This window comes from Pseudothermotoga thermarum DSM 5069, from assembly GCF_000217815.1.
GTDB classification, from domain to species: Bacteria; Thermotogota; Thermotogae; order Thermotogales; family DSM-5069; genus Pseudothermotoga; species Pseudothermotoga thermarum.
The window spans coordinates 1630003-1648701 of sequence record NC_015707.1; the positions used below are offsets into that span (position 1 = coordinate 1630003).

Consider the following 18699-nt stretch of genomic DNA (forward strand, 5'->3'; position numbering starts at 1 on the left):
GAAAATCATTCGTTGTTGAATGTCAACAGAATTAATACATATACAATTACGTACGGTGCCATTTTCTTCCTCCAAAATTATGATTCATATTGGATACGATAGTTATCAACAAATCTTCTGACAGAGTAAGCACTTGTCGTTTGTTTTACTTTTTCGCGCACATCTGGATTCTTAGCAAAATCTTCGAGCAGATTTAAGATTTGTCCAACTGCCTCCTCCTCTTTCTCGTACAAATACCCGTTCTCCCCATGTTTTATAATATCGCTCTGACAACCGTTTTTTGTGACAATTGGTACTACACCATGGTGCATTGCTTCAAGCAATACCAACGGAAAACCTTCGCTGTCAGATGTAAGTAAAAATATATCAAAATCAGCCATAAGCTCTGGAGCATCTTTTCTAAATCCAAGGAAAAACAGTTTTCCCTCAAATTCTGGATGAGCTTTTAAATAATTTTGTACATACTTACTATATTCATCTTCCACAACATTTCCGCCTATCCAAACAAAAACGACATCATTTCGTTGCTTTAAAACTTTTTCGGCTATATTTAAAAATCTTATTGGGTTTTTTTGTCTGTCCAATCTTGCAACGTTTCCTATGATTTTAACGTTTTCAGGCAAATTAAGTTCTTTTCTTAACTTGCCTTTTTCAACTTTTTCAGGCGGAATTATGGTATTTGGGATTATTACGTATTGTTTTTCTTTACCAATCTTCCACTTTTTTGCCTTGTTCAAATCGTTTGTACAAAGTAAAACTATTTTGTCGCAAAGTTTTGAAGCAAATCTTTCTGCTAAAATAAGTATTTTTCGCTTTAAGCCAGAGTATTGCTCTATTCCCCACCAGCCGTGGACTGTGTAGATTATCTTTTTTACACCACAGCATTTGGCGGCAAGCCTTCCAATGATCCCAGCTTTTGAAGAATGCAGATGAACTATATCGTATCCACCAGATTTTATAATCCTTCGAAGTTCAAAAAATGCTTTAATATCCTTCAGCAAAGATATTTCTCTGACAAGATTTTTCACAACGTGCACTTTGACCCCAATCTTTTCAAGTTCTGGTATTAACATTCCATTCTCAGGTCCACAAGCAACTTCTATTTCAAATTCATTGGGATAATATTTCTTTAATCCATAAACCAATGTGTAAAGAACTTTTTGCCCACCAGCCCAGTCCGAGCGCGTGATAACTTGTAAGACTTTTTTCATCACTTTGCACCTTTCTTAAAGATTATTGTTTCAAGTGTTTGAAGCATTACTTTTATATCGATCCAGCTGTTGCCATTTTTGATATACCACAGATCATACTCGAGTTTCTTTTTGTATTCTTCTTTGTTCGAAGCATATTGATAGTTCACCTGCGCCCAACCAGTAATACCTGGCTTACAACGAAGTCTTAGATCAAAAAGAGGTATCTGTCTTGATAATTCCCGATGAAAGCTTATCTGCTCAGGTCTTGGTCCAACGATGCTCATATCACCTTTCAATACGTTTATAAACTGTGGTATCTCGTCAAAACGAAGTTTTCGAATTATCCTACCTACCTTTGTTATTCTATCTTGTTCTTGGTCTGCGAACTTTGGTGTTATCGTCGCAACGTTGCGCATGCTTCGAAATTTGTAAATTATGAATTTCTTGCCATCTTTTCCAATTCGTTCTTGCTTGAATATTATTGGCTTGCCATCTTCAAAGTATATCGCAAGTGCAACCGCAAGCATAACTGGGGAAAGCACCACCAACGCCAATATGGCTACAGCTATGTCTAAAATCCTTTTTGTCAACGTGTCGTGGTTTTTGTCAAAGGCAGTTTTGTAGTAGTTTGGATATGCCTCTACAAGTTCAAGCGGGATTCTTTTAAGATGCTTTTCCACAAGCTTAGGCAGCAACAATTGGTAAGATCCTTTTCCATCAAGCAGTTTCAATGTTGCTTCTGAAGCGAACAGTATATTTGATTTTCCCTGTGGAACGGTTGAAACTTTTTCTATTTCTATTGAACCTTCTTGCTCCAGCTCGTTGATAAAACCGTTCATCAACGGCTCACTACAAACAAGATAGTATTTTCTCTTTCTTGAAAAAATCATTTTCAAAAATCCTATTCTCAAAGGAACGAGTATGACAAAACAAAATAGCACATCAGACAAAAGAAGATTCCACAAAATGGTGTAGCGAAAGATCAGTTTGAAAAGCAAATAAGCTATCATCGATAAAAAAACCGCTACCGCGGTTCGAGAAAGTTGTTTTGAAATTTTTAACTGCTCTTTTTCATACACTCGCATTGAATACAAAAATAAACTTATCAACCCGGCAAGCCAAATATCTTGCCATATATTCCCATTATGGAAGATATTCCAAGCTGCTATTAAGGTTAAGTCTAAAAAAGAAAGCATTTGAAATACCCCCGGCCTTTCAAACCAATATTATTGCGGAAATTTCGCAAAGTTCATTTGTCAACTCGACGAATTTTCTTAAGCTTTCCTTCGTGACTTTCCCTTTTTCTAAAACTAAATATACCACCGAACCTGACAATTTTTCAACTTCAACGGCGCTGTCCAAGAAATTGGGAACTTTGATCAAAACAGGTTGGGAAGTATCAAATGAAACAGTTGTATCTTCGTCTACAACTTTAATTTTTCCGTTTAAAAGCGTAGGTATTCTTTTTGCAAGAATGTCAACATCATAGTCATTCAAGGATGCTAAGATTAATTTCTTTTTACCTGCTGCAATGTTCTTTCCAACAAGAATTGCCAGTTCGCTTGGTTTTGACGCATCCAAAATCGGAACGGTGTAATTTCTCAGGTCAAGTTCGTCTCGGATGTATTTGTCGCTGATATCTCTCAAAAGCCCGGCGACGATTCCCAAGAAAAGTCCTGCAACACCTGCAAGTGCAAGGATTATTTTCTTTCCAAGTCCTGCAGGTTTAACTGGTATTCTTGGCTCATCCACCACAACTGGAACAAAGGTGCTGTAACCAGCAAGGGTTAGGTTGACTTCAGCTAGTTTTTGTTTGAGCATAGCATAAGTTGCTTGTTTGATTTGGTATTCCAGTCTGAGTCTTGCAAGACGTTGTTCAAAGTCTGGAAGTTGAGATAACCTTTGCTCCAGGTTTTGTTTTCGCGTCAAAAGCGCGTTGTAGTTTATTCGAAGGGTTTCAAGTTCAGCTGTGGCGTTGATTAACCTTTGAAGCATAGAATCATAAAGTGGGTTTCCAGTTGTCACACGTGCAGAAAGCGTTTTTGTTATTTCTTCTTTCAATTTGCTTTCAAGTTCTCTAACGCGAGCTTCTTGCATTTTTACTTCGTATGAGTTTTCACTGTATTTTTCTTTGAGAACTTGCAGCTCAACTTGAGCAGATGCAAGCTGGCTTTTGAGTTGATCGATGACCGGACTTGATATATTCTCTGGAAGGTTGATTTTGACGTTCATTTCTTTGAGTTTTTGGTTTGTGAAGTTGATCGTTGCTTTGGCAGCTTCGATGGAAGTTTGTACTTCAGCTATTCTCTGTTCCAAGTTAAAGTAGGTGTTGACAAGCATTTTCGCCTCTTCGGAAGGATTGTAACTTGTTTCTTTTACAAAACTACTTAGTTGTAACTCAAGTTGTGTAAGTTCTCTCTCAATGGTTGGTAAAACAGTTTCTATGTACTCTTTGGTCGCAACGTTTTGATCTTTTGTTAGCTCTTCAACTGTTCGAATAAAGTTCTTCACAAGTTTTGATAGAAAAGTATGTGCAAGCTCGGGTGATTCGTGAGCAAAGGAGATTTTCATTACGTTAGAACTTTTCTCCAGCATTTCGATTTTCATTTCTTTTAGCACAGAACTAACCAACAAGTCAGGAGTGAAGCGTTTCTTATCTTCTTCTTTTTCTATGCGATTCAGATAGTATTCGTACAAACCAGATTCCTTTATAGTTGGTTCAAGTACACGACGACTTTTGAGCAAGGCTATTTGATCTGCAGTACTAGAACCTGTTTCAGGTAGCCCAACCAAAGCACCAAGCTCAGAAGGAAGGCTGATCGAGCTTCTGGAAGGAGCGGGAATTCTTATCGTCGCATAGGCTTCGTATTTTGGTTTGTAGAAAACCAATAAATAGACCAAGGTGGCAAAAAACACAAGCAGAAAGATCGATATAACCGTTTTCTTTCTTTTCCAAAGTATTTTGAATATTTCAGATAAACTGATTTCATCGATGTATTCTTGGTTCATGTTCTAACCTCCTGATTGGTTATCGAATTACTGTGCGGACGGTGATTATGGTGTTTAATATCGCGTTCACGACTGGTAATATATCCAGTGCTGTGACAAAAGGATTGTCCGGCACGAAGATGACATCGCCAGGGCTGAGGATTGGATCAACTGCAACTTGTCTTCCCCTTGCAAGCCCAGTCAAATCGAGTTTCTGTGGATTTGGATCGGAAAGTCCTCCTTTGAATAGATACACGTTGTTCGGTGCTGCTTTTGCAGTGAATCCTCCTTTGCTGATCAAAGCTTGTACAACAGTCATTTTCTCTGTGAGAGGCACAACACCTGGCGAATTCACCTCACCAAGCACGTAAGCAAGGTTTTGTGGAACGCCAACCACTTTGACAACATCGCCGGGTCTTACCACAAATCCACGGGTTTTTTCAAAATCGGTTATATCGATCTCATGAGTTTGCAGGTCACGTATGAGTTGAACCGTTCTGTATGCCCTATCAACGTTCAATTTTGTCAGAATTTCATAAAGAGTCATTGTTCCACGCTGAGGGTCGATGTATATCAAACTTGGTGAACCATTTTGATCGATGACGTAAACAAAGCTTTCCGTATCTTGCTCAAAGATCAAAGTTGTTCCGTTTTGAAGTTGAAAGTTCGTGTCCTCTGACCATTCGATTGTTGTGAATTTTTCACCATTAAACATTTGAATTTTTCTGCTCACGCCAGAAGGTATTCCACCAAGTTTTGCTACAAGATTTTTCAAATCGAAAGGCTCAACGTGCGTGAATCTGAACAAACCGTTTGGAACACCCCTTCCAAAGACATAAACGTGGTTGGGCTCTTTGAAGGTAACGTAGACAAAATCACCGTCTTGAAGTTGATAGTTAGCCTTTGCCTCTGCAAGGTCAAATGCATCAAAGCTTTCCACAACTTTCCCATTTCTTATAACCAAAACCTTGTCGGAGATGTAATATTGAGTTGGATCGATGATCAACCCACCGATTTTTCCAAAAAGGTTTATCAGATCGGCTTTTTCATAGTATTCAAACTGAACACGACCTGTGTTTGGAACAAAGCCAGAAACCACCACGTAGATTGGTTTTTTCAAGGTTATCTTAACAAGGCTAGCCTTTGGTACAGCCACGTCGGACCAAGGATCTAACTTTTCACCGTTGATCTGGACTTCTTCTATTCTGCGGTAATCGTTTAAACCTATCTTTGAGAAAATCCTCTGCAAAGTTATCTCTTCGTTGTATCCAAAGGTTACGTAGGATGCATAGTCTCCAACAACGTATACAGCGTTGGCAAGGCTTGAGTGAACTATCAATGTATCGTCGCGGTTTAAATCAACGTCGTTTTCTTTGAAGATGAGTTGATCCGGTGTTCTTTCGGCAAAGATTTTTCCGTCTCTTAAAAGTACTATCTTCTCTATGGTTTTCGGTTCGGATATTCCAAGGGATTTGAATAAGTATGAAAGTGTTCTTGGTTCTTTGTAGCTGAGCGTTTTAAGACCACTTCCAACAGGTCCTACGATAGATACTCTGAAAGGTTCATAAAACACATGTACGCTGTCTGCGATGTTCAATGGGATGTCTTTGTTTCCAAAAAGTACGTCTTTCACGTTGACAGATTCTTTGTTGTTTATAAACACTGTTCCTTCGTTTTCAACTTCTTCATTGGTCAGTCCAATTTTCAAAAGAAGTGTTCGAAGGGTTTTTGGTTCGTCGGCAAGTAGGAAAATTTTTCCGGTCTGCTTGGCAAAGCCTTGAACGTAAACGTAGAATTCCTCGTATCTTTTGATCTCCACAATTGATCCTATTTCTATTGCTACATCGCTTGCTCTGTCCAAAATCGAACGATCAAAGACCTTCTTTTCACCGTTTGGAAGAGTTATAACAACCGATTCGACGGATTTTTTATCGTCGTTTGCTATTCCCTGAGCTTTGGCAAGCAAGGTGGAAAGGTTCATCGGTTCATCAGGTAGAAAAGTTTTTTGACCTGGATTTGTAACGTATCCAACTATGTAGGCATATCTGTCTTCGCGTTGGGGAATATAAAGATGTGAACCAGGTGAAAGTTTATAGTCTTCTAAACCAGCTATTACCTTTTCCAAGTCGATCGTTAACACTTTTCCATCGATGTAAAGCCTAGCTGATTCAACCACCGCAGTGTTTTTGTTGAGCGTTCCAAGTTTCGCAAGCAAAGCTCTTAAAGTAAGATCGGGAGTGTAGCGCTCAATCAAACTGTAAGCACCTGTGACTTGCACAAGCTGAGGATAAACCAAAGGAGGCAAATGAATCGCATCGCCTTCTTGAAGGATTATGTCTTGTTCAAGTTTGCCTTCGTAAAAAAGTGGAAGAAGGTTGAAATTCATCACTTTTCCATTTCTGATGACTTTCACATTGGAAAAATCAACAGGGTCGTCTTTTGAAAGCTGCAAGCGCAGAATTAGTTCTGAAAGAGTTACCTGAGGTTTGAAGGATATGTCAAAAGGTCGGTTCAAAGCGCCCTGAATAAAAACATACATTGGTGCGTATTCAATTACGTAAACTGTCATTGAAAAATCACGTAGGTATTTTCTCACATGTGCTTCAAGGTCTGTTTTTATTTGTTCAACAGTTTTCCCAGCGGCAGGATAATTTCCAAGGTATGGATAAGGTATTGTTCCGTCCCAAAGAACTTTCACAGTTCGTGTGAAGGTTTGGTTCTCTGGGTAAATTTCGATCCTCAATGTGTCGCCAACTCGAACGGTGTAAGCCAAACCGAGTAAAGATACCGTCAGCAGGAACAATACGATCAACTTCTTGTGCACTCTGTTCACCCCAATCAGCTTTAACTTATTCACACAGCACGCAACCATCTCGCCGTGAGAAAGAGTATGATTATTGTCAGCACCAGCAAAAGCAATATTAGTCGTCGTTTTCGCATTGCACACACCTTTTATGTATGATTCATTTATCCGACCATGACTATTTTACCAAGTGATTGGGAAAAAGCAACGGCGTTTTGAGATACAATTTCTGTTGGGTGAAAGTGATGAGTAGATCGATTTCGGTGGTATGTCTTATGTATATGCTCTTGATGTTTTACGTGGTTGTGGTTGATGCAGCTTTGGTATTTGATTTGAACCACCAGATGGTTTTTGATCATCTTAAAAACCAAGTGGCTTTACCAGGTATGTTACCTGTGGTTGAACAACGAGAACAGACTAACAGTTTAATGCTGCGATTCAATCCTTCCTTTCAAGTTTTCGAAAAGGCAGAACCAATTAAAACCGGCTGGTTTGTGATCTCAACACCACCGTGGGAGAATTTTTACGTTTTTGAAAAGACACCGTATTTGGCTGAATTTAGGTTGGATTTAAACTTTGGAAGTTTTTATACTTTAATCAGCCTTCAAATGAAAAACAACTATGCATTTTTTCATTTGATTTCCCCAACTAATTTACCAATCTATGAAAATCCATTTGTAGCTTTGGATACGAATTTTCCTTACAAAGGATACGGCGTTTATCTCAAAGATGAGTTTTTCATACTGTTTGGTAGAACAAAACTTCGTTGGTCAAGTTCCGATTTTCCAGTTGCCCTTTCAGATGTTAGCCCTTACTTTGACAATTTCACACTGTCTTTGGGTGAAAAACCTGTTAGATATGTTTTCAGCGTTGTTTCGATAAACCCTGTTTTGACAAAGGAGGAATGGGAAAGACAAACAAGTTTTATCCCCGTGAACGCCGATCCAATCTCGCCATACTTTGAAAAAGTTAAAACTTTGATCGCACACAGGTTGGATTTCCCTTTGAAGGATAATCTTAGATTTGGCATCGGCGAGCTTACGATAGTTGGTGGGAAATATCCAGATTTGTTTGTTTTAAGTCCATTTGCAATTTGGCACAACAACTTCAACGAAGGTTATACTAACACAATGGGGAGTTTGGATTTTTCTTGGGTGCTCATAAAAGGTTTTGAAATTCACGGAGAATTTGCATTGGATGAGTTTGTATTTGAAGCTACTGAAGATGAAAGCAAACCAACCGCGTACGGTTACAATTTTGGGGCAAGAAAGGCTTTTGAAACAGGTTTTGGAAAATTTTTGCTAAGTGTTGAATATGCAAAAACAACTCCACTGATGTACAACTCCTTTTTGCCGTACTTGAAGTTTTACAACAGGGTCGTGTATCTTTGCAACTACCCTCCTTCTAGGATCATCGTGGACTATCCAATTGGTTTTGCCTTTGGACCAGATGCGCAGATTTTGAATTTCTCTGTATCGTTTTTCAACGATCAACTTTTCTTGAGTGGAAACATCTTTTGGCTTAGAAAAGGTCCAAACGATTTTTATACTGAATATCCCCATGTGGATGAATCAAAGGCAAAAGACATTCTTGGATTTAGTATAGAGGGAAAATACAAGTTTTTCAACTTTTTTGCAATGGTTGCCGGTGAAAAGTTTTCCATCGGCGGTGGAATAAGCGTTGAGATTCCACTGAAAATCTTTTAAAGTTCACCGTAAAGGATTTTACCTGTTTCGATCACTTCAAGAATGAATGGATTCTGCCGGTCTCGCATTTCTTGAAATTCTTCAGGTGTGTATCCCAAAGGCTCGACGGGTATTCCTATACCATCGTTCAAATCCAAAAGAAGTTTAACCCTGTCCAAAAAGTTTTCTTTAAAATCGGCAATCACAATTATATCCACATCTGAGCCCTCGTTGACATCCCCGCGCGCAAAGGAACCAAACAAAATTACACAACGAGGTTTAAGGGTCTCGACAACCCTTTGAGTGTATTGACTCGGCATATCTTATGCACCTTTGAGCAACCTCCTTCGTATAAAATTGATACGGTGCTCCCGAAGGGTAGAAGTAGTACAACTTTTGACTGGCAGTCTCTCTGCGATCAGCATTTTCTTCCTGCCGATACGAGTAATGCGCCGAAGGGTTTTAGATATTTTCTTCCAAAATTTTCAAACTTGTGCGCATTTTTTAAGATGAACTTTGGTGCAAACGGTCCAAAGAATACAGAGGAATTTGTCGATACATCGCAGAGATATTTTTTCATCAATCTGTTGAGTTCCCAATACGTGTAAAAATGCATTTCTCTGAACAAATCATCTTTGTTAAACAAACCCTTGATCTTTCTCACGATACCGTAAAGGGAGAAGAGATTTAACACCGCGACAACTACCTTTCCATTTGGCTTTGTTACCCTGACCATCTCTTGCAGAAACTTCTCGGGAGACTTAGAATTTTCCATTGAGGTCATGGAAAGAGTTATATCAAAGCTGTTGTCGGGATAGGGAATTTGCTCGCCGTAGCCAAATTTTACTTCAAAGCCTCTTGATCTTGCTATTTCAAGCATCTTTTCGGCTGGATCTATACCATAGACTTTGGCGCCAAGCTTTCTAAACTCCATCGCAAAAAGCCCCGTACCTATGCCCACTTCAAGCAAAGTTTTTCCTTGCAAATCTCCCAAAATTTCAAGAAGAGCTTTTAGTTCAAGCTCTTTTACAACTTTTCCTTGTTCTGTTTCAAACCATTGATCGTATTGATCTGCGATTTGGTTGAATTGTTCTTCCACGGACTGTTCACCCATCTATTTAGTATAAGGTACGCGTAAATCACTGTGAATTTCACCTTTTTGTTGACGGATTAATCTCGGATTCAGGTTGTGATGAGATTTCTTGACACGATTGATGAAAACTGCGTAATGAATAAATCTTTTAAGCTTTCGTTGCCATATCTTGACATGAAAAAAATTTTATAGTAATATCAATAACAAGAAAAACATTTTCACCATATACTATGGGGAGGTGTTTGTATGAAGAGGTTATTGGTAATGCTTTTGCTGGTTGCGACTGTACTCTATGCCTTTGGAAAAGTCACCTTCGGTTCGACGCAGCTGACACCCGCAGCAGAAAGAGAATTCATGATCAGAACACTTGCTGAATTCTCGAAGACCTCTGGAATAGCTGTGGAGTTTTTGAACTTCGAGTATGCCGATCTTCTCTCGAGGGTTGAGGCTGAAGATAGGGCAGGAAAAGTCTCGCTGAACCTGGTTGGAGATCTGCAAAGTGGTTTGGTGAACTTGGCTGCTCAGGGTTTGCTGATGGACCTTTCGAACGTGGAATTTGTTGGCAGAACCTTCCTTAAGAGTTTGGAAGATTACAGTTACTACAACAATCAGAAGATTTTCATCCCGTGGATGCAGGCGACATATGTGTTTGCCATCAACAAGAAGGCTTTTGATTATCTACCATCAGGATTAACTAAGGAAGATGTTCTCAACGGCACGGAGAAATGGACCTATGAAGCGCTGCTCGAATGGGCAAAGAACTTGCAGACTGCGACAAGAATGCCACAACTTGGTTTTCCTTTAGGTCCAAGGGGTCTTTGGCACAGGTTCCTGCACGGTTACATCTATCCATCTTATACGGGATATCAGGTGAAGGAATTCGATTCACAGAAAGCTTTACCTATGTGGAGCTTTATGAAGGAACTTTTCAACTATGTGCATCCAGCAGCCACAACCTGGGATAGCATGGATCAACCGCTTCTTAGAAACGAGGTCATGATAGCCTGGGATCACACCGCAAGACTCAAATCTGCAATCGTTGAAAGACCTAATGATTTTGTCATAGCTCCTTCTCCAAGAGGTCCGGCTGGCAGAGGATACATCGTTGTTTTGGCAGGACTTGCAATACCCAGAAAGGCTGATCCAGAGCTTCCAATCAAAGTCATCGAATTTCTGACAAGCCCACAAACCCAGCTTGCCGTTCTTGAAAACGTTGGTTTCTTCCCAGTTGTGAAGGAAGCAGAAGGGGTTATTCCAGAGGGAGCACTCAGAATTCTTGCAGAAGGTGTTATAAAACAAGCCGATGCCCCAGATTCAATAGTTGCCTTTATCCCAAGTCTTGGAGCCAAGGGTGGAGAATTCAACGAGACGTACAGAGACGCTTTCACAAGAATTGTATTCAACAAGGAAGATCCTTCAAGAGTTATCAAAGAACTCGGGACAAAGTTGAAGAAGATATTCGCCGATTTGAACATCGAGCTTCCGTAAGAAATCGTCTACCCCAGGTGGTGTTGAACACCTGGGGTTTTTCCAAGGTAAAAGGCGGTGAAATTGTGAAGAAGGAGAATATCATTCCATTTCTTTTGATCCTTCCAGCTCTTGTGTATCTTTTGGTATTCATAGGTCTTCCAATTGTGGAGGCTTTCAAACTCGCCTTTTCAAATGAGAAGGGAATTTTCGAGAACTTCAGGCTGGTTTTCTCTTCGAAAGCTTTTTGGGACGCTTTGAAGAACACGATTTTGCTTGCGGCAGTGGTTATTCCGATTCAGTTTGTAATCGCTCTTTTTCTTGCGTTGCTTGTGAACAAGAAATTGAAAGGTTACACCACCCTGCTTTACATAATAGCGGCTCCCTTAGCATTGAGCGACGTTACGGCAGGTCTGATAAGTTATTCGATTTTTGCTCCCAATGGGTATCTGAACAGAATACTGCTTGGGATGAATTTAATAGATAGACCAATTTACTTTTTTGGTTGGCTTTTCAGAAGCAGGGAATTCTTCGTGATTGTAATGACAGAGGTTTGGCGTGCGACTCCTTTGGTTTTTGTGATACTCCTTGCCGGTTTGCAATCGATAAATCAAGAGTACATTGAAGCTGGCCAGGTCTTTGGATTTTCTGCATGGCAGAGGTTGAGCAAGATTACTCTACCTCTTTTGAAACCAGCTATTCTCTCGGCACTGTTGATAAGAACGTTGTTTGCCTTCCAGATTTTCGGCGTTGTGTGGTTGTTGTCTGGGAGGAACATACCGGTGCTTGCCGGGGAAACTTACTATTGGTGGCTGTTGAGAAACGATAGAAATATATCGAGTGTTTATGCTTTGATCATAGCCTTTGTAACTTTCCTTGTAGGTTATTTCTATGTGATGACGATTAAATCGAAACATATCGAAGAGGGGGGCAAAACATGAAAGCCCTTCTGTATGCACTGGTGTTCGTGGTAGTTTCTCTGTGGTTTCTCGGACCGATGTTCATAACCTTTGTGGGGTCCATGACACCTGCTTCGGAACTGTATTCTTTTGACAGAATATTCCCGTCAAAGTTGACATTTGATCATATTTACAAACTACTTGTTAACCTTGGTGGATGGCGTGCGACATTGATAAGTTTCCAAGTTGCTTTCACAGCTATAGCTATATCTTTTGCGATCGGTATACCAGCAGGATATGCTTTGGCAAGGTATCGTTTCAAAGGCAAGAATTTCATAATACTTACCATGCTTTTCACAAGATCTATACCTTTGATAGTGATAGCTATACCGCTTGTTGTGTTGTATTTGAGGATGGGTTTGGTTGACAGTCCATTTGGAGTTGCGTTGGCACATGCTGCGATGATGCTTCCTTTTGTCATTCTAATAACCTCAAGTGTTTTCTCCGGTGTTTTTGTGGAATACGAAGAGGCAGGGATGATCTTCGGCTTGACGAGGTTTGGTGCATTCTTGAGGATAACAATGCCTTTGGCGCTGCCTGGTTTGGCGGCTTCTGCAATATACGCCTTCATCATGTCATGGAACGAGATATTTGCCGCATCCGTTCTTTCACTGCAGAACAGAACGCTGCCGGCACACATACTCGCCACTGCCATGGCTTCACCGGATTATTTCAAATATGCAGCCGGAACAATAATGGCTGTGCCAGCTTTGCTGTTCATTTTCTTCATAAGGAAATACCTGATAACCCTTTGGGGCATATCTTTGAAATAGGAGGGATCAACTTGGCAAAGGTTGTAGTTGAGAATTTGAGCAAGTATTTCGATAGAGTGAAAGCTTTGGACGGTGTTGACATAACGATTGAAGATGGGGCTTTTGTGGTCTTGCTTGGGCCTTCTGGTTGCGGTAAAACGACTTTGCTTCGCTGCATAGCTGGACTTGAGAAAGTAACATCAGGGAGAATTTTCTTTGACGATGTTGAAGTTACAACACTTCAACCCAAAGACAGGAATGTTTCGATGGTCTTTCAGAGTTACGCACTTTGGCCACATATGAAGGTCAAAGATAACATAACCTATCCAATGAAGTTGAAAAAAATATCGAAAAAAGAGATAGAAAAGCGGTTGAACTGGGTTGCCTCGTTGCTGGATATATCACAACTGCTGAATCGTTATCCTGCGCAATTGTCAGGTGGGCAACGACAGAGAATTGCAGTTGCAAGAGCCATTGTCTTAACACCAAAAGTCTTGCTGATGGACGAACCACTTTCGAATTTGGATGCTTTGCTGAGGGTGAAGATGAGAAGTGAGTTGAAGAAGCTCCATGAAGAAGTCAAGGTTACCACGATATACGTTACACATGATCAGACTGAAGCCATGACGATGGGAGACAAAATTGCCGTGATGAACGCTGGAAAGATTGTGCAGTACGGCACACCGGATGAAATATATCTAAAACCAAAAACACTTTTCGTCGCCGGGTTTGTCGGCTCTCCCCAGATGAATTTTCTCAAAATGAGAGTGGAGAATGGCAAGTTGTCAGGTTATGGAATTGAGATAGTTTTGCAGAAGAATCTTGCGTTAAAGGAAATAATCCTTGGAATCAGGCCGGAACACATAACTTTGGAGAAAACAAAACATGGTCTTCCTGTTAAGGGAACTGTCTACTTTGTGGAAAAACTCATGTCAGAAACGATTCTTCATCTTTCAATAGGCGACAATAAACACGTTGTGGTGAAAATTCCGTACAACATTTCTCCGAAAGAGGGTGAAGAGCTCACGGTGTATTTTGATGCAACGAAATTCCATTTCTTCGATCCGCTAACCGAGGAGAGGGTCGAATTATGAAAAAGCGCTTTTTTAATTGCTACTTCGACTTGAATTGAAAAACAAAAATATGAGCTGCTGAACTCTTATATGAAGGAGGGAATAGCGTGAAATACTACAACGATCTTCCTGAAATTGAAAACTGCGATATCGTAGTGGGTATCCCAAGTTTCAACAATGCCGAGACGATAGCGTACGTTGCAGAACAAGCGGCAAGGGGAATAACTGAGCTTGGCTTAAAAGGTACAGTTGTCAACTCTGATGGAGGCTCGAACGATGGTACAAGAGAAGCTTTCATGAAGGCAAATACATTGAATATTCCAAAGCATTCTTTGGTTTACAAAGGAATACCGGGTAAAGGAAGTGCGATCAGAGCGCTGTTTGAATTTGCTCACAAAGCCAACGCAAAAGTTTTCGTGATGCTGGATTCGGATTTGAGAAGTGTTAAACCCTGGTGGATTGAGAGGTTGGCAAATCCTATCCTTAGTGGAAAAACGAGTTATGTTACTCCACTTTATGTGAGGCATAAATACGATGGGACGATCACAAACAACATTTGCTATCCTTTGATATCAGTTCTCTTTGGCAAAAAGATTAGACAGCCAATAGGAGGGGATTTTGGAGTTGGAAAAGAACTGATAGATGTTTATCTATCCAAGAACGTCTGGGAAACGGATGTTGCAAAGTTTGGTATCGATATATGGATGAGTGTTACGGCAGTCGTTGAGTCGTCGAAGAAACCTGTTCAGGCAGCTCTCGGTGCGAAGGTTCACGATGTGAAAGATCCTGGGAAGCACCTTGTTGGAATGTTTTTGCAAGTGGTTCGAACTCTGTTCGATTTGGTTGCCTTGCATTTGGACAAACTGGATAAATTCAACGAAATTGAGCAAACTGACGTTTACGGAAGTCAGGTTCAAGAAAAGGTTGAAGAGATCGTCATAGATCTGGAAAATTTGAAGAACAGAGCAAAACAAAATTTGGCGGAAAGACTACACTCTTTGGACTACATTCCAAAGGCAATTACAGGTAAGATATTATCGACGGGTAAATTAACAGCAGAAGAATGGGCAGAGGTTGTCTTTGAGTCGCTTGTTTTGTACAGAAAAAACAAAGACGAGGATATAGTTATGAATTTGCTGCCGTTTTACTTTGCAAGGGTGGCTGGATTTGTGGAAGAGACGTTCGATCTGACAAGCGAACAAGCAGAGAAAGTAATCGAGGCTCAGCTTGAGGTGTTCAAGACAAAGAAAACTGAATATGCCAAGAGGTGGTAAGGTTGATACTCGATCAAATACTTGGTATCTACGATAGGTTGAGTGAAACGGAGAAAAAAGTTGCAAGCTATGTTCTTGAGAAGCCCGATGATGTTATCCACTATTCCATCACGGAATTTTCGAAAATAGTACAAGTCAGCGAGACGTCGATCTTCAGATTTGTGAGAAAACTGGGATTTGATGGATATCAGGATTTCAAGATCGAGCTAACGAAGCAGATAAGCGGTATGAGGGCATCAGAGGAGTATTCAGAATCGGAGACTTTGAACGAATATATTGCGGAAATAAAGTCGCTTGTGGAAAGGCTTGGAAGGACTCTTGATGAAAAGGCATTGGACAAAGTCAGCGATTTGATTATATCAAGCAGAAAAGTCATTTTCTTCGGTGTGGGTCTGTCTTCTGTCGCAGCGGAGTATGGAAGTTTGTTGCTTTCAGTTCTGGGAATTCCAGCTTTTTGCTACAACGATCCACACATGCAGGTTACCGTAGCCACAGGATTGAATGAACACGATCTGGTCATTTCGGTTAGCCATAGCGGAAATATCAGAGATACCGTGAAATCAACGCAGGTTGCAAGAGATGTGGGAGCAAAGACTGTTGCCATTACAGCGGGGATAAATTCACCGCTCTCGAAAGTGGCGGAGATCACTTTGTACAGTCCAGTGGCAAGGTTTGAGAAATACGAGTTTTTGAGAGGAAATCTTGGAGAAATAGCCGTGGTGGAGATCGTGTTTCGGATGGTTCTGAACAAGATTTTTGCCTCTAAGAAAAAGCATCTTGAGGAACTATCGCAGGTTCTGAAGCCCAAAAAATACGAAGGTGGAGAAGAATGAAAATCGGTCTGTGTCATTTTAGAGCGGGTTTCACCGATGGAGTTTCTCTTGAGATGGAAAAATTCAAAAAAGTTTTGGAGAAGATGGGACATACTGTTTTCTATATCGCAGGTGATTTTGGAAATGTAGAAGGCTTTCGGGTTGAGTCGCTGAGTATGAAAAATGAGAGAAATCTTTGGATTCACAGAAATGCTTTTGAAAAACTTCAAGTCTCAGAGCAAGTATTCGTTGAGTATTTCAACGATTATGTAGCCCAAATAGAAAGAGAGCTTGAGGAAAAGATTCCTCAGTTGGATTTGATCTTTGTCAACAACATCTTTTCGCTTGGATTCAATTTAGCTGGTGCTGTGGCTGTTTTCAATTTCACAAGAAAAAATGGTATAAAAACAGTTTCTCACAACCATGACTTCTACTGGGAAAGACCAAGGTATTCGACGCCGACCTTTGGCTTTGTTGTGAAAATACTCGAGAAATACTTTCCCCCGAAAGAGATAGAGCTGAATTTGACGATAAACAAAATCGCTCAAGAAGAACTTTTCAAAAGAAAGGGTATCAATTCTATTGTCGTTCCAAATGTCTTTGATTTTGACCAAGATCCATGGGTTTTGGATGAATACAACAACGATCTCAGAGATGTTCTTGGAATAGATAAAGATAGTCTGTTTGTTCTTCATGCCACCAGAATCGTTCCAAGAAAAGCTATCGAGATAGCAATGGATTTTGCCAAAGAGTTACAGCAGATTTCGCAAAAGCAAGTGAATTTTGTCATTGCGAATTTCTACGAAGATGAATCAATTGATTACTACAAAAGATTGGCAGAAAAAGCAGAATCGATGCCCTTTAAAACCCACTTTGCCTTTGATCTGGTTAGAACAGAAAGATTTACCAATGGAAGAAAGTATTACTCACTGTGGGACATGTATGCAAATGCAGATTTGGTCACCTACACGTCTGTGGCAGAAGGGTGGGGGAACCAGTTGATCGAAGCTGTCTTTGCGAAGAAACCATTGGTCGTTTTTGAGTATCCTGTTTACATAACGGATATAAAACCACTCGGTTTTGAGTTTTTCTCCTTGGGTGATTATGCCTCGCTTGATCATGAAGGCTTTTGGACGGTGCCAAAGGAAAGATTACGCAAGACCGCACAAGAGGTGACTGATGTTCTTTCGAACAAAGTAGAACTAAGTAGAATCGTGGAGAAGAATTTTGAGATTGGGAAGAGAAATCTGTCGCTTACAAATCTGGCTGAGTATCTGAACATGATTCTTGAGAAATTGAATTTGCCATGCGACGAAGGTTTTTAACATTTCGTCCCTCGTGAACTCTGAGTAGCCTATTTCTCTTGTAGAATTCTCAATTTTTTCCATTGCTTCCAAGATATCCCTCAGAAACAACTTAAAATGCCTTTTCACAGATATATCACTTCCCTGAGAATTCCTTCTATCAGTTCTTTTCTAATCCCTTCTTTCCTTACAACTTCTACCTCCCTAAAGGTGATCTCAGATACATTTCCAAGGATATTACTTCCAGCAGATTTGGGACTTCTTCAAATTCAACGAGCAAGTCGACATCGCTTCTGTTCTTTCGTTCCCCTCTTGCAAAAGAACCAAAGATGCCTATTTTAGCCACTTTATATTTGTTTGTTTTTAGTCGACACACTTTATCACCTGAACCTGCAAACTTTCACTTTTATGTAGCAGTCCTGCAGTTCAGGACAAAAAGTAAAATAACATTTTTTCGTCTTTTCGATGACCGCAACTCTTCACGAAAATGCTTCAGCTTGGATTATACCAAATCCTCGTGATACTAACCGAGACCGCTCCTCATCAACGAAACGATGACAGATCGTCCTCATTAGTTGAAACTTCCAGCCGACGTTTTCTCAGTTTAACACTTTTGATGATCACAAAGATTGAATAAACAATCAACGACAACAGCACCCCAAACGCAGCACCGGTCATATCGATTATCACATCGTCCAAAGAAGAGCCGCGGTGGTAGAATTTTTGATTGTACTCGTCAAAGACGGCTATTATCGTTGGTAAGCCGATGCCGTAAGCTATCGCGGAAAGAATCTTTTTGTTGTACAAAAGTCCAAAGAAAAAGCAAGCAATGCCAAGTACAAAATAAAGTCCAAAATGGGCTGTTTTTCGAACAAGATCACTTGTTTTTGGCACTTTGTTTGGAAACCAAGCTTTTTCCAAAAAACTTCGAAGCCTAACGTAAAGGTTTGTTTTTGTGAAATCCAAAGTTTCATCGAGCTTTTGCAAAAATCTGTAGAAGTTGGTTGCCTGTTTTTCTGAATTCACAGGAGACTGAGATGAAAAGTAAAAGATGAATCCAACCCACAGAAAGATAGACAAGGTTAAAAGAATAAGCAATGTTTTTTTCATTTCTGTCCCTCCATTTATGACATCGAGAATATGATATAATATCGATGGAAAAAAGTGAATATCAACAAGCGGGGGAGCTCCTAGTCCGGGGCTGAGAGGAGGGCGGAAGCCCTCGACCCTTTGAACCTGATCCGGGTAATGCCGGCGCAGGGAAGCTTGAAACACAGTAACCTGCCGGCATGGCAG

The 18699-nt window shown here is 40.3% G+C and carries 16 protein-coding genes and 1 riboswitch; of the genes, 8 read left to right on the forward strand and 8 right to left on the reverse strand.

Annotated features, from left to right (window positions below; all coding sequences use genetic code 11):
- Window positions 1-77: 77 nt before the first annotated feature.
- From THETH_RS08140 to THETH_RS08155, 4 genes are read right to left on the reverse strand one after another with little or no spacing between them, the layout of a single operon-like run.
- Window positions 78-1211: a glycosyltransferase family 4 protein gene (locus THETH_RS08140; RefSeq protein ID WP_013932878.1), complete on the reverse strand. Its 1134-nt coding sequence runs from the start codon at window positions 1209-1211 to the stop codon at window positions 78-80.
- Window positions 1211-2389 carry a sugar transferase gene (locus THETH_RS08145; protein ID WP_013932879.1) on the reverse strand — a complete coding sequence of 393 codons (1179 nt, stop codon included), beginning with the start codon at window positions 2387-2389 and terminating at the stop codon, window positions 1211-1213. The genes THETH_RS08140 and THETH_RS08145 overlap by 1 nt, the downstream gene beginning before the upstream one ends.
- A 19-nt stretch (window positions 2390-2408) precedes the next feature.
- Window positions 2409-4202: a GumC family protein gene (locus tag THETH_RS08150; RefSeq protein ID WP_013932880.1), complete on the reverse strand. Its 1794-nt coding sequence runs from the start codon at window positions 4200-4202 to the stop codon at window positions 2409-2411.
- Between the two features lie 19 nt (window positions 4203-4221).
- A complete protein-coding gene (locus THETH_RS08155; RefSeq protein ID WP_052295990.1) occupies window positions 4222-7005 on the reverse strand; it encodes a polysaccharide biosynthesis/export family protein in 2784 nt (927 codons plus the stop codon).
- Window positions 7006-7259: 254 nt separating this feature from the next.
- On the opposite strand from THETH_RS08155, the gene THETH_RS08160 reads away from it, so the two are divergent.
- On the forward strand, window positions 7260-8690 hold the full coding sequence (locus tag THETH_RS08160) for a hypothetical protein (protein WP_013932882.1): 1431 nt from the start codon (window positions 7260-7262) through the stop codon (window positions 8688-8690).
- Here the strand turns inward: THETH_RS08160 and THETH_RS08165 are convergent.
- Together THETH_RS08165 and THETH_RS08170 are read right to left on the reverse strand one after the other, a co-directional pair.
- Window positions 8687-8989, reverse strand: coding sequence for a nucleotidyltransferase domain-containing protein (locus THETH_RS08165; RefSeq protein WP_013932883.1), 303 nt, complete (start codon window positions 8987-8989; stop codon window positions 8687-8689). The two genes, THETH_RS08160 and THETH_RS08165, sit on opposite strands and share 4 nt — an antisense overlap.
- A gap of 98 nt (window positions 8990-9087) precedes the next feature.
- The gene (locus THETH_RS08170; RefSeq protein WP_157723395.1) at window positions 9088-9768 is read right to left on the reverse strand and encodes a class I SAM-dependent methyltransferase; all 681 of its coding nucleotides are present in this window, start codon (window positions 9766-9768) and stop codon (window positions 9088-9090) included.
- A gap of 240 nt (window positions 9769-10008) precedes the next feature.
- Here THETH_RS08170 and THETH_RS08175 point away from each other — a divergent pair, with 240 nt between their 5' ends.
- The 7 genes from THETH_RS08175 (at window position 10009) to THETH_RS08205 (ending at window position 17424) form a co-directional block, all read left to right on the forward strand.
- The gene (locus THETH_RS08175; protein ID WP_013932885.1) at window positions 10009-11250 is read left to right on the forward strand and encodes an ABC transporter substrate-binding protein; all 1242 of its coding nucleotides are present in this window, start codon (window positions 10009-10011) and stop codon (window positions 11248-11250) included.
- A 65-nt stretch (window positions 11251-11315) separates the two neighbouring features.
- Complete coding sequence (locus tag THETH_RS08180) at window positions 11316-12170, forward strand: carbohydrate ABC transporter permease (protein WP_013932886.1); 855 nt, start codon at window positions 11316-11318, stop codon at window positions 12168-12170.
- Window positions 12167-12961 carry a carbohydrate ABC transporter permease gene (locus tag THETH_RS08185; RefSeq protein ID WP_013932887.1) on the forward strand — a complete coding sequence of 265 codons (795 nt, stop codon included), beginning with the start codon at window positions 12167-12169 and terminating at the stop codon, window positions 12959-12961. Before THETH_RS08180 ends, THETH_RS08185 begins: the two co-directional genes overlap by 4 nt.
- Before the next feature lie 11 nt (window positions 12962-12972).
- Complete coding sequence (locus THETH_RS08190) at window positions 12973-14034, forward strand: ABC transporter ATP-binding protein (protein WP_013932888.1); 1062 nt, start codon at window positions 12973-12975, stop codon at window positions 14032-14034.
- An 86-nt stretch (window positions 14035-14120) separates the two neighbouring features.
- On the forward strand, window positions 14121-15287 hold the full coding sequence (locus tag THETH_RS08195) for a glycosyltransferase (RefSeq protein WP_013932889.1): 1167 nt from the start codon (window positions 14121-14123) through the stop codon (window positions 15285-15287).
- A complete protein-coding gene (locus THETH_RS08200) occupies window positions 15281-16120 on the forward strand; it encodes a MurR/RpiR family transcriptional regulator (protein ID WP_245530478.1) in 840 nt (279 codons plus the stop codon). The genes THETH_RS08195 and THETH_RS08200 overlap by 7 nt, the downstream gene beginning before the upstream one ends.
- Entirely contained in the window at window positions 16117-17424 is a 1308-nt protein-coding gene (locus tag THETH_RS08205; RefSeq protein WP_013932891.1) for a glycosyltransferase family 4 protein, read from the forward strand. The genes THETH_RS08200 and THETH_RS08205 overlap by 4 nt, the downstream gene beginning before the upstream one ends.
- Before the next feature lie 175 nt (window positions 17425-17599).
- Here THETH_RS08205 and THETH_RS11105 read toward each other — a convergent pair whose 3' ends face one another.
- Both THETH_RS11105 and THETH_RS08215 read right to left on the reverse strand, forming a co-directional pair.
- Entirely contained in the window at window positions 17600-17779 is a 180-nt protein-coding gene (locus THETH_RS11105; protein ID WP_211205264.1) for a nucleotidyltransferase family protein, read from the reverse strand.
- A 167-nt stretch (window positions 17780-17946) separates the two neighbouring features.
- The gene (locus THETH_RS08215; RefSeq protein WP_013932892.1) at window positions 17947-18513 is read right to left on the reverse strand and encodes a VanZ family protein; all 567 of its coding nucleotides are present in this window, start codon (window positions 18511-18513) and stop codon (window positions 17947-17949) included.
- Window positions 18514-18573: 60 nt separating this feature from the next.
- Window positions 18574-18684, forward strand: a riboswitch (TPP riboswitch).
- Window positions 18685-18699 lie beyond the last annotated feature (15 nt).